Source organism: Methanococcoides sp. AM1, assembly GCF_900774055.1.
Taxonomy (GTDB): domain Archaea; phylum Halobacteriota; class Methanosarcinia; order Methanosarcinales; family Methanosarcinaceae; genus Methanococcoides.
In genome coordinates this window covers 37490-49896 of record NZ_CAAGSW010000003.1, presented here as the reverse complement: position 1 = coordinate 49896, position 12407 = coordinate 37490, and the positions used below count along the sequence as shown (strand labels likewise).

The 12407-nt window shown below is 42.1% G+C and carries 12 protein-coding genes and 1 pseudogene; 7 read left to right on the top strand and 6 right to left on the bottom strand.

Going from position 1 to position 12407, the window contains the following annotated elements:
- Positions 1-18 precede the first annotated feature (18 nt).
- On the top strand, positions 19-1203 hold the full coding sequence (locus E7X57_RS05405) for an argininosuccinate synthase (protein WP_135611378.1): 1185 nt from the start codon (positions 19-21) through the stop codon (positions 1201-1203).
- 354 nt (positions 1204-1557) lie between these two features.
- On the opposite strand, the gene E7X57_RS05400 is transcribed toward E7X57_RS05405, so the two are convergent.
- Positions 1558-2391 (bottom strand): TrmB family transcriptional regulator, encoded by an 834-nt coding sequence (locus E7X57_RS05400; RefSeq protein ID WP_135611375.1) that lies wholly within the window; start codon positions 2389-2391, stop codon positions 1558-1560.
- Positions 2392-2554: 163 nt separating this feature from the next.
- Between E7X57_RS05400 and E7X57_RS05395 the strand changes: the two genes are divergently transcribed.
- A complete protein-coding gene (locus E7X57_RS05395; protein WP_135611373.1) occupies positions 2555-3301 on the top strand; it encodes a class I SAM-dependent methyltransferase in 747 nt (248 codons plus the stop codon).
- A 77-nt stretch (positions 3302-3378) separates the two neighbouring features.
- On the opposite strand, the pseudogene E7X57_RS12720 reads toward E7X57_RS05395, so the two are convergent.
- Positions 3379-3522, bottom strand: a pseudogene (locus E7X57_RS12720) (CRISPR-associated endonuclease Cas1); the annotation flags it as partial.
- Between the two features lie 159 nt (positions 3523-3681).
- Here E7X57_RS12720 and E7X57_RS05385 point away from each other — a divergent pair.
- A complete protein-coding gene (locus E7X57_RS05385; protein ID WP_135611371.1) occupies positions 3682-3858 on the top strand; it encodes a 4Fe-4S binding protein in 177 nt (58 codons plus the stop codon).
- 75 nt (positions 3859-3933) lie between these two features.
- Here E7X57_RS05385 and E7X57_RS05380 read toward each other — a convergent pair whose 3' ends face one another.
- The gene (locus tag E7X57_RS05380; RefSeq protein ID WP_135611369.1) at positions 3934-4569 is read right to left on the bottom strand and encodes a CDGSH iron-sulfur domain-containing protein; all 636 of its coding nucleotides are present in this window, start codon (positions 4567-4569) and stop codon (positions 3934-3936) included.
- 103 nt (positions 4570-4672) lie between these two features.
- The gene (locus E7X57_RS05375) at positions 4673-5848 is read right to left on the bottom strand and encodes a pyridoxal phosphate-dependent aminotransferase (protein ID WP_135611365.1); all 1176 of its coding nucleotides are present in this window, start codon (positions 5846-5848) and stop codon (positions 4673-4675) included.
- 119 nt (positions 5849-5967) lie between these two features.
- Here E7X57_RS05375 and E7X57_RS05370 point away from each other — a divergent pair, with 119 nt between their 5' ends.
- Complete coding sequence (locus E7X57_RS05370) at positions 5968-6285, top strand: DUF6951 family protein (RefSeq protein WP_135611362.1); 318 nt, start codon at positions 5968-5970, stop codon at positions 6283-6285.
- Positions 6286-6333: 48 nt separating this feature from the next.
- Here the strand turns inward: E7X57_RS05370 and gpgS are convergent, their stop codons facing one another.
- Positions 6334-7545, bottom strand: a complete 1212-nt coding sequence (gene gpgS / locus E7X57_RS05365) for a glucosyl-3-phosphoglycerate synthase (protein WP_135611360.1) — start codon at positions 7543-7545, stop codon at positions 6334-6336.
- A gap of 257 nt (positions 7546-7802) precedes the next feature.
- Between gpgS and mpgP the strand changes: the two genes are divergently transcribed.
- From mpgP to E7X57_RS05350, 3 genes are read left to right on the top strand one after another with little or no spacing between them, the layout of a single operon-like run.
- The gene (mpgP, locus tag E7X57_RS05360; RefSeq protein ID WP_135611357.1) at positions 7803-8624 is read left to right on the top strand and encodes a mannosyl-3-phosphoglycerate phosphatase; all 822 of its coding nucleotides are present in this window, start codon (positions 7803-7805) and stop codon (positions 8622-8624) included.
- A gap of 27 nt (positions 8625-8651) precedes the next feature.
- Positions 8652-9182 carry a hypothetical protein gene (locus E7X57_RS05355; RefSeq protein ID WP_135611353.1) on the top strand — a complete coding sequence of 177 codons (531 nt, stop codon included), beginning with the start codon at positions 8652-8654 and terminating at the stop codon, positions 9180-9182.
- Positions 9183-9187: 5 nt separating this feature from the next.
- Positions 9188-10411, top strand: coding sequence for a glucoamylase (locus E7X57_RS05350; protein ID WP_135611351.1), 1224 nt, complete (start codon positions 9188-9190; stop codon positions 10409-10411).
- 170 nt (positions 10412-10581) lie between these two features.
- Here E7X57_RS05350 and ade read toward each other — a convergent pair whose 3' ends face one another.
- Positions 10582-12336, bottom strand: coding sequence for an adenine deaminase (ade, locus tag E7X57_RS05345; RefSeq protein ID WP_135611349.1), 1755 nt, complete (start codon positions 12334-12336; stop codon positions 10582-10584).
- Positions 12337-12407: the final 71 nt, after the last annotated feature.

Sequence of the window (12407 nt, the reverse complement as noted above, 5' to 3'; positions counted from 1 at the left end):
TTAAGGAAGCGAATTAACATGTCAAAGAAAGTAGTACTTGCTTATTCCGGAGGACTGGACACATCTATCTGTATCCCTCTCCTCAAAGAAGAATACGGATACGACGAGGTCATAACCGTAGCAGTCGATGTGGGACAGCCAAAGGAAGATGTCGCACAGGCAGAAGAGAAGGCAAAGAAGATCAGTGACCTTCATTTCACCCTTGATGTTCGCGAGGAGTTCGTGAACGATTACATCTTCCCTCTTATCAGAGCCAATGGTGACTACGAAGGCTATGTAATGGGAACATCCATTGCACGCCCGCTTATCGCCAAGAAGGTCGTCGAGATCGCAGAGCAGGAAGGTGCTGTTGCACTTGCTCACGGTTGTACAGGCAAAGGAAACGACCAGCTTCGTTTCGAGGCTGTTTTCAGGCTCACTGATATGGATGTTATCGCACCTATGAGAGAGATGAACCTGACCCGTGAATGGGAGATCGAATACGCAAAAGAACATGGCATCCCAGTAGGTGTCACAACTGCAAAACCATGGAGCGTTGACGAGAACATCTGGAGCAGAAGCATTGAAGGCGGAAAGCTCGAAGACCCCGGATACATCCCACCTGAGGAGATCTACAAGTGGACAGCTTCACCTGAAGATGCACCTGATGCACAGACCATCGTGATCGGTTTCGAGAACGGTGTGCCGGTATCACTTGATGGTGAGAAGATGGACGGTGTTGAGCTCATTGAGAAGATGAACGTCATTGCAGGCACCCACGGTGTCGGACGTACTGACATGATCGAAGACCGTGTCCTCGGACTCAAAGCACGTGAGAACTACGAGCACCCTGCAGCAACCGTACTCCTTGCAGCACACAAGGACCTTGAAAAACTGGTACTCACCCGCTCTGAACTCAAGTTCAAGGCAATGGTAGATGAACAGTGGTCTGAGCTTGCATACTACGGTCTTGTGGACGAACCACTCTACGATGACCTGAATGCGTTCATTGACAAGACACAGGTACGTGTCAACGGTACTGTTACCATGAAACTGTACAAGGGAAGCCTCACAATTCTTGCAAGGACATCCCCGGCTGCACTTTATTCAGAAGAACTTGTATCCTTTGATGGAACAAGCATTGACCAGAAGGACGCCGAAGGATTTGCAAAATACCACGGATTCCAGGCACGCCTGTTCAGGAAGTTCGTTGATAAGAACTAAAATTAATTACTCGTATGCGTTTGTCGCATACGGGCTTCTTTTTTCTTTTGTCGATTTTGATTTGATCTCAGATCTTTCTTAATTTAATTCCAGCCCATTTTGCAGTTTAAGCTCTTTGGTTAAAACATACCCCGATTCTTAAGGCTTGGTGTACTATTCTAAACAAAAACGAGAAGGTTCGAATCTCTCCCTCCGCATAGCAAGTCGGGGATATAGGTAAGGCTGAAAAACCGAACTCTTAGAAAATTATTTGGCCATTAATTAAATTGCAATTTATTCAAAAATTATTATGCAACAATTCAATGAGGTTACAAACTAGCAGGCATCAATAAGAAACTCATAACCTAGACCAGTTTATGTGAAATTGAATCGCTTCCCCTTAGCCCAGAGGTCGTCGAATTTAGCCTTGAAACGCTTTGTATATGACTCATCATGAATTTGCGTCATACCGAGACTAGTACCCATATTAATCTGATCTTCAATATCAAGAAAGATAGTCTTTGAATCAAAGATTACAAAATCATGCTTTGTTTCCAAAATTCTTATTTCCATGAATTTCTGAAAATTACTTTTGACTGATTCATCTTCTATTGAATTAATAAGTTCTTTTATTGACGGCAACAGTTGAGAGTAGGAATCTAGAATTTTAACATGAATGCCACGTTGTGCCAAATTTAAGTAAGCTTTGCTGAATATTGATATTGAATCATCATATTGTTCTGATACTCCTGGCTTATACTTAAGGGGAGTAACAACACATATGTCATGCTCAATATCCTCAAAAAATGAATTCACCATCTCTTTTAGTTCATTATCATGGAACTCGTCGGGCCAGAATATTGTTTCAACATGCTTTGGAGAATCGCCATTGGAAAGTTGCCGTTCAATTTCAGCAAATGTTTCCTTGAGTAGTTTGAGCTCATTGAGTGCTTCTTCTTCTCTTCTTTTGTACATGAGTTCAAAAGCAATTTTCGGATCAACAGCCCTGTATTTTCGTGGCCTTGAAGGTTGGATCTCCACAAGGCCATACTTGTTCAAATCCTTCAAAATCTCATAGATCTTTCCAATGGGAACTCGTGATAACTGCGACAATTTGCTTGCTTCCAGCTCTCTTTTTTTCAAAAGCGTACAGTAAACAGAGCTCTCATATTTGTTTAAACCGATGTTTGCAAGTAACTTTTTATCCATTTTTTCACTACTTCTGAGTTTATTGTAAAGTAAAATTGCTATATATTCTGCGTGATATTAAGAATCACTGCTTGGACATATAAAATTATAATTGTCAAAAGGTCATATTGACTTTATTACATATCCATATCAAGCAAAATAAATGATGAGTATAGGTGCAAAAATGGAATCGCCAATTTTTGAAATATTTGATGGATTACCCAGACAGGGTCCGGGTAGTAATGAGTGTACTGAAAAAGCTTTTAATCTGATTTCTTCCCTTCCTGCAGGCAGTAAGATCCTTGAAATTGGTTGTGGTGTGGGTATGCAGACAATACATCTTGCGAAGATCTGCAACGACTGCCATATCACTGCAACTGACATTTACCAGCCATTTCTGGATAAACTGATGGAAAATGCAGCTAATGAAGGAGTTGACAATAAGATTTCCACAGTTTGTGCTTCCATGGATGAACTGCCTTTCGAAGCAGGAGAATTCGACGTCATCTGGGCAGAAGGCTCCATCTTTATCCTTGGTTTTGAGAAAGGAATTAGCTACTGGAAACAGTTTCTGAAAGAAGGAGGCTATATGGCAGTGACAGAGAATACATGGTTCACGGATGAACCTTCTTCAGAAGTTGTTGAATTCTGGCAGGAAATATATCCTGGTATCATGAATATACCTGATACTGAAAAAGTTATTACAGCAGTAGGATATGATGTCATTGATCACTTTAAACTGCCAGTTTCTGTCTGGTACGAGTTTTATGACAATCTGGAAAAAAGAGTTGATGAAATCAGTGATAACTATAAAGGAAACACTGAGGCAGAAATGATACTTGAGTTTAACAGAAAAGAGATAAAACTCTTCAGAGAACGCCCAGATGAATATGGTTATGCGTTCTACATTTTTCAGAAGAACAAACTCTAATAGCGTATATGTGGAGTGACTTGCTCATAAAAAGCAGGTCACATCCGAATAAAATCATATTTATGTCCTATTTACCACTATATCCCCAATCTTTCCCTCACATGAGCATTGAGAGTAAAAGGCTTATCACCCTTCGCATTTTGTTTCATATAATGCAATGTACCTTTGGAATATCCTAGCTTTTTCCAATCAGTATAAGGCATTTCAATGATCTTCTTCCTGTACTTGACCTTCCCATTCACCATATCATCTTCATAAGCATGATATTTAGCAAACCTTTTTTGATACTCGATACATTTTTATCGAACATCACTTAATGAGTGTATTGTAAAACTTGCAAATCGTGCAAGTTAAACCAACTTGAATTGGAGAAAATAATAATGGTAGCTGTAATTAACAGGGACGAATGTGTAGGATGCGGAGTATGTGTAGATGACTGCCCAGCCGAAGCAATTTCAATGGACGGCGACAACATCGCTGTAGTAGATGCTGACAAATGTACTGAATGTGGTATATGTGTGGACTCCTGTCCATCCGAAGCAATTTCAATGGAATAAGCAGTTTTATTCCATTTATTTTTCTATTTTTAATATTCAGTAGTTTCGTTTCCAATTCCTGTTCTACCTGTTGATTCAATTCTTCCTGTCCTTAAATTTAGCATTGGAGTGCTGGCCGTCACAGAATGGCTTATTTCGGGATTCACCGCATCTGCAGAGAGCATAATGGTCTTGGGTTTCAGGTACTAAATCATCAGGATCGTCAAGCTTGGCTCCTGTAACATTGTAAGGTCCATCTTTCAGAACAAAAATTTCCGGGCCATGTGAATAATCCTTATACAAATTTCCATTAACAGTATAACTCAATGCGCCAGAAGGACAGGTCCTGATGAGTTTTGCTATCTCTTCCGGGTCTGCAGCATCCGGATCTGCCCAGGGTTCTTCACCCTTTTTGAAAACAGAAGGTAGATTACGAACACAATGGCCTACGTGAGAACACACATCCCTGTTACGATGAATGGTAATATGTTTTCCGACGTAAGTATCAACCCTGTCGGGAACACGGTCTTTTTCTTTTTCCCCGGAAAAATCGTTCCCTAAATGTGTTCCATCACAAAATGGCATATTTGCCGAGCCTCCACATCTGCAAAGTGCCATAACCGGTTTTATCTCGATGAAAACACCCTTTGAATTCCTGAGTGTTTTAAGGTCTTTCACAATATATGGCCCATTTTTTGATACTTTTATTGAAGGCCTGACTTCTTTCTCCACTCAAACACCTCTGTAATAAGAAATCTGCGTACATCTGATTTCTAATTTTTGTAAGGAACAGTTTTTGTAACAAAATTAAAGTTAATTATTAGACCTTCATCGATCATCCATTCAGGAAAGCATCGAGCCTCTTCATCCCCTCTTCAATATTCTCGATACTGTTTGCATACGAGAATCTGATATAGCCTTCGGCACCATCACCAAAATCAATTCCCGGAGTGACGGCCACGCCTGCTTCATTCAGCATTGTACGGCTCATTTCAAGAGAATCAGTCCCAAACTCATGGGCATCAGCAAGCACATAGAAAGCACCCATTGGTTCGTATCCCACTTTGAACCCGATGTCCTGCAGCCTCTTAAGCATGTATTTCCTGCGTTCGTCGTATGTTGCCACCATTTTATCAACATGGTCCTGAGGGCCACGAAGTGCAGCGATACCTGCCTCCTGCACAAAGCTATTGGCACAGATGAAGAAGTTCTGCTGGAGCTTTTGCAGGACCCTCATGCAGTCAAGAGGTGCGATCATGTATCCAAGACGCCAGCCTGTCATGCAATATTTCTTGGAGAATCCGTTGAGGACAAAGGCATTGTCAGTGTATTCCAGAATGCTGTGGTCCTTTCCGCCATAGATAAGACCCTGGTAGATCTCATCTGAAATTATCGGGATATTGCCTTTTGTTTCTGCAATTTCTGCGATCCCCTGCATCTCCTTTGATGACATTACATAACCAGTTGGGTTGGAGGGGCTATTGATAAGGATCGAACTGGTATCTGCATTAAGATTCTCGGATACAAGTTCCGGTGTCAGACCAAATCCATTCTCTTCGGAGGTGTATGCAAAGTTCGATGTACAGCCAAGAGCACTGACAAAATTCGGATAGCATGCATAATGAGGATTTGGCAAAAGGACCTCGTCACCCTGATCCAGCAATGCCATGAAAACCAGCATCAACGCAGGGCTTGTCCCGGACGTTACAAGGACCTGCTCAGGAACAAGGTCGAGCCCGAAGCGGTTGTTATAATCATCCACGATGGCACTTCTCAGCTCAGGCAGACCAAGGCTATGGGTATAGCGGGTATTACATGATGCAAGTGATTGGTTTGCTGCATCACAAATGTGAGGTGCTGTTGGGAAATCAGGCTCGCCGATCTCAAGATGAACGATATCTCTGCCAGATCGTTCCAGTTTTTGGGCACTTTCCAGCACATCCATTACATAGAAAGGCGGTATGTTCATGGATCTTTCAGATAACAATGAAGAGGTAGGTGGATGTGACATTTTTGGTAGCTCCTGTCCGAAGTTCTTAATATGTATGCTCTTGAGGTTTATTTAAGGATAACTTATAGTATATGATAGAAGAAGATGTCTCTTAACAAAAAATAAGGAAAGATAACAATATGACAAAGATCACTGTCGATTCGACAATATGCGGATTTACCCATACAATTACCGGCCAGTTGAAAGGTGACAAGGTCATCATCGATATCGATACACCATGTGAAAAGGTCAAAGAATTTTCCCACATGGAAGTCCCTACGATGGAGATATTCGGGATCGATGATAACTATGTAATCAGGAAAGCAAAAGATGCAAAATGCAGCTCTACTTGTCTTATCCCTTGTGCAGTACTTCACATGTGCAATCTGGAGGCAGGGTTCCTGTCAAAGAGCCTGGCAGAGAGATCCGGAAGTATAAGCATAAATTTTGAATCGTGAATATCCTCCATCTCACAAAATAAGAGATATTTTTAGGTGAATATTTCATCATTCCTTACAATATTCCTTTTCATCAGCAAGACAGGCTTCATATAACTGTTCACGAAGGTCCGGCATAGCTGAAAGGGCACGTGTCCAGTCAGGCATAAGTACATCTGAAGGATGTTCAAGGTAATCTTCGCCTGATCTCCTGATAACATTTGCGAACATATCGACATATAGCTCCTCTTCATGTCTGTTATAGCACAGGCCATTGCAAAGGGCATCAGCATGATACCTGCGTATCAGGTCCTGCCCAAGACGCTTGTATTTTACATGGATACCATGCAGGTAAGAAGGTGAAATTATATTATCCGTGGATTCTGTTGTGATCCTCATGAAGGTCGTGAAGATATCACCGACCATTTTGCAAAGGCCTTCTGATCTGTTGGAACCTACCTCCTGATGCTTGTGATCATAATAACCAAGATCAGTCTGACAGACTTTCTTAGTTGATGCATTTCTGTAGACCTCTGCAAGAAGACCCACTTCAAGTCCCCAATCAGCAGGGATACGTATGTTCATCGCAAGATCACTGGTCATGGCAAACTCTCCTGCAAGAGTGTACCTGAAAGCAAGAAGATATCGAAGTATGTCTGCCTTTGAATCTGCCTGTAAAGTATCGAGCAAAGGACGGACGAAAAGTCTGAAAACACGACCATGCATGGTCTTACTCTCCAGATTTATCCTGGCATAATATCCTTTATTGAAAAAGAAATTAAGTTCTGGTTCAACAATAGGGTACAATAATTTTGCAGGGAAATCCTTTGAATATGTGACAATATCAGCATCATGATAGGCAATTGCATAGGAATCGAGAGTCGCGATCCCCGTGGCCAGCCAGACGTCTTTCCCTTTACCCTTATAAGAGGTAATGTCAATCCCCATCTTTTTCATAGTGAATAAGATGTGCTGAGCCCTGGGACCATCACACCATACCACAATGTGAGGTGTTTTCAATTCTTTGAAAAATTCCACCACGTGAACATACTCTTCTGCATTTTCAGCTGCAAGGGCGATAACGACCTGATTAAGACAAGTACACTCATTAAGATTGGAAATTATGTTCTTAAGAGGTGGATTGTTAACCTCTTCATACAAGATAGGAATTATAAGTGACGCGGGTCTGCGACTTTTAAGTTCATGTATTCTTTTGATAAGCATCTCTTTATCGATACTAAAATCATGAATTGTCGTTATGTATTCCTGATAAAAATCCATATAACTCCCCAACAAAGACGATAGATCTGATAAGTCTACAAAGTATCCATATTCCGGAAAACAAACTGTCTCGAAATGCATCCCCCCAAATGTAGATGCATCCCAACATTCCGGATGTATTATAGGTTGAATATCTATATATAGAACATTTAATATAAACTTTTATACGAACGGGAAATACAAAACTGACATCGGTCAATTAAAATATTAATAGACTGCACAATGTTTTTTTAACTGCTTGTAGGGGGAGCGATTTCTTGAGATATATAGTATTCACGGACCTTGATGGCACGCTGATAGACCATGATACATATTCATACGAGGCAGCAAAACCTGCACTTAACCTGCTAAAACAAGAGCATGTACCACTGATATTCTGTACCAGCAAAACACATGCAGAGCTTGAGGTCTATGTTGAAGAACTGGACTGCCGCCATCCCTTCATATCAGAAAATGGCGGAGGTATCTTCATACCGGAAGGATATTTTGATATTGACCTTAAATTCGACCACAAGTTCGGAGGCTACAATGTTATAGAACTTGGGACCAGCTATTCAAAATTAAAAGATGCACTAATTGAGATCTGCCAGATATCCGGTATTGAGGTGATCAACTTCGGAAACATGACCACTGAAGAGGTAAGTAAGGATACAGGACTTGATCTTCACTCTGCAGGACTTGCAAAGATACGCGAATATGATGAGGTTTTCCGGATAATTGATGAGACTGAGGACAAAGCTTCCCGGATGATGGAGCTTATAGGGGCTGCAGGATACAATCATACAAGAGGTGGCAGATACTGGCACATTATCGGAAATAACGATAAAGGCAAAGCTGTCAGGATACTAAGCAAGATATACAGGCAGCAGTTCACTGATGTTATTACAATCGGTCTGGGTGACAGTTTAAATGATCTGCCAATGCTGGAATCTGTGGATATGCCCGTTCTTGTACAAAAGCCGGGCAATGTACATGATCCTTCCATAACTGATCCCAATATAAAGCGTGTGAAAGGGATCGGACCCATAGGGTGGAACAATGCTATCAGGGAAATAATTGAGAAGGGATCTGAAATTTAATTTTAAGAACTTAAAGGGGTACGTGGAATGATACGAATTGAGAATATGATATCTAGAGCTTTTTTGATAGGCATTATCAAGATGGTGGACAAGAACGGGGCTCAGAATGCACTGGAATGGCTACGTGAGATAGGAGAAGAAATGGCTGAGATCGAAGGTCCGGGATTCGAAGGTGCACGTGAGGATGATATCAACTATTTGCCGGTCTGCCCGTTCTCGAACACACTTCTTGATTTTATACAGATCTATGGAGAAAGGCCTTCGCAATTCATAGAGCTTGTGAATCTTTCTAACAAGCAGATGATGGAAGCTGAAGACGGATGGGAATATCCGGCACTTACAACGGTCACAGGCATACTTCATCACAGTTACATTAAAAGGCGAGGTGAACTGGCAGGGGTAGAACTTCTCAACATTGGATCAAGATGTCCCCGGACCAACAACATAGTATACAACGAGAAAGCCCTTGAAAAGGCAAATATGACAAAAGAAGACGTGGACAAGTACCTTGAGAAAGCATATTACGTTTGTAAGATCAATTACATAAAAAAGGAGTGAATTTCTTGAACCTGATCGAAGCTGAAAAACTCTACGAGAACAGCGTGAAGATCCTGAAAAACAACCAGCATGAAAAAGGAGGATTTTATGCAAGTCCCCCGGGAACACGTTATCCCTTTATTTACCCGAGAGACCACTCTGTGGCAATACTTGGCTGCATTGAAGCCGAGATGATGGACGAGGCCCGAAGAGGTCTTGAATTCGTCCTGAATTCCCAGAAGCCCCTTGGAGAATTTTCCCAGAGATATGATGTTGACGGAAATGACGCCAGTTACAAGGACCTTCAGATCGATGGGAATGGGCTGGTCCTTTTTGCAATGGGAAAATATTTCGAAGCAACAGGCGGACTCTTCTTTGAATCAATGGCTGACAGGACCTTTGTGGAAAAGCACTGGGAAACTGTCAAAAAGGCCGTAGAGTTCATACTGATGAACAAGAACGACGAAGTTGACCTTATCCATACCGTGAACAGCATCCATGAATATCCGGCATACGAACATGGATTTGAGATCTATGCCAACTCTGCCTGTTGTGCAGGGATCCTTGCAGCAGTAAAAATGGGAGAGGCTCTTGGCGAAGATGTTGCTGACTGGGAAGCTGAGGCTGAAAAAGTAAGAGAGGCTATCCTTACACGAATGTACAGCCCGCGTAGGCGTTCATTCATCAAATGCATTCGTGTGAAAGAAAAAAGTAGCAACCCTATTGGATATGATGCATTTGCATCAAGCGTTATCGATGTGGATGTTGTGGAATACGCACCTGCATACTTTGAGCTCATCGATCACCATGACATCAAGAATCGCTATACTGTCCGGAGGATACACGATCGCCTCTGGGACAAGGAGATCGGAGGCTTGAACCGCTATCCGGAAATGTGGGACAGGAATAACGGAGGATACGGACCATGGTGCCACTTTACCTGCCAGCTTGCTAACCACTATATTGCTATTGATGATCAGGATATGGCAGAGATGTATATGGGTTGGGTAGTGGACATGGCACACAACTATTTCCTGCCTGAACATATATCAACAATTGAACGGTTCGAGATATGGTATGAAGACTATACCAATGCAAAGATCCTCAGGGATAGTAAGCTCACCATGATCGAGAACGTACGTAACCATCCAAAATGGAAAGACGGAATGGCATACGTAACGATACCCCTGATATGGCCCCATGCAGAGTATATCAGGACTTACAAGAGCTATATTGAGAAGTTTGGATGAGACCTGTAGTTTGCGTATATTTCATTTTAAAAGTGAAAGTTGTGCTGACAGTTTTCTGACAACTTGCTAACACTTGTCAGAAAAGTGTCCTGCAACACTTTCGAATTTGTTCTTTTATTTTGCCATATTCCAAGATCAGATCTCGTCTTTCCGATGAGACATTGCAACTATCATTTTTCAGAGGACTTCACCTCTTCTTCTATCGGAGATACCAGACTAAAATTATCTACATCAAAAAGCCCCATATCAGTAAGCCTTAGTGAAGGTATCACCGGAAGAGCAATGAAAGAATGGGTTATGAACGGTGCCGGAAGGCTGCAACCGATACTCTTTACTGCCATGTGAAGATCGTTCAGTCTTTTTTCAACCTCTTCGACCGGAAGAGTGCTCAACAGCCCGGCAAATGGTAGTTCAAGCTTGTCCACCACCTTACCATCATTGACAACACAAATACCACCATTCATATCCCTAATGGTGTTGGCACACAATGCCATATCCGAATGGTTATCCCCGGTTACAACAACATTGTGACTGTCGTGTCCTATGCTCTGGCCAATAGCACCATTCCGGATACCTATTCCCTTGATAAAACCAAGACCGATGTTACCTGTCTTTCCATGCCTTTCGATCACAGCAGCACATAGTATATCATTATCAACGTCTGGAAGCAACACACCATCACGATCTGAATGAAGTATAGCATTTTCTTTTTCCGTAAGGATGAGATCAGGCAGGACCTTTATAACTGAAACCTTGTAATCCCTGTCAGCATCTGCTTTTAGCTGCAGGTCAGACGCATCGACCTTTGAGAAACTAATGGTATTAAAGACGAGATCAGGATGATCGTAAGATGGAGTAAATCCATCAACGGGTTTTCCTGCCGCATAGATCGAATCTATGCTGAAAGTATCAAGGTCATCAAGCACAATAAGATCGGCTTTCCTGCCAATTGAAATGGAACCAACCTGGTTGTCAATATGGTAATTCTTCGCTGTATTGATGCTGGCCATACAGATAGCATCGATCGGGGAGAGCCCTATTTCTATGGCCCTTCTGACGATCACGTCCATGTAACCTTCCATCAGGTCAGACGGATGTTTGTCATCGGTCACAAAGAAGACGTTCTCAAGAGACACACCATCTTCAATAAGTCGTGGAAGGAAACGATCGAGAGATTTCGCAGCAGACCCTTCCCTTATCATAAGCTTCATTCCAAGACGCAGTTTTTCAAGTGCCTCTTCATATTCAATAGATTCGTGGTCTGTAGAGATACCAGCTGCTATATAGCCCCATAACTGTTCACCGGTAAGTGCAGGACAATGCCCATCGACCACGAGTTTGTCTTTAAGTGCAGCCCTTATCATGGATAATTTATTGTCATCCCCTGACAGCACACCAGGATAGTCCATCATCTCTCCAAGGCCCACGACATTCTCATTGTCTATCAGGGAATCAATATCATCTGCACTGATGGATGCACCAGCTGTTTCGAAAACTGTTGCAGGCACACAGGATGAGATCGCTACAAAAGCGTTCAAAGGAAGAGATCTCGCTTCTTCAAGCACAATTTCAATACCTTTCCTGCCAAGCACATTAGCAATCTCATGAGGATCTATCACCACGGATGTCGTGCCGTGTTCCAGAGCCGACATTGAGAACTGGCTCAGGGTTACCATGCTGGATTCAAAATGAACATGACCATCGATCAATCCGGGACAGATGTAACGCCCACTTACATCGATGAGTTGAGTATCATCACCTTTAAGGCAGGAAACATCACCGATGCCTGCAATATAGCCGTCTTTTACTGCAATGTCCCTGTCCAATATCTCTTTTGTATTGACATTTACAATATGACCGCCGGTAAAGATCGTGTCTGCTTTAACTTTACCTGTAGCTGCAAATATCCTGTCCCTTATGTCCATGAAAGATTTCTTGGATGTACAAAGTATAAGGATATTGCGCCATAGAAAGTAGTAAATGGCAGACCCTTTTT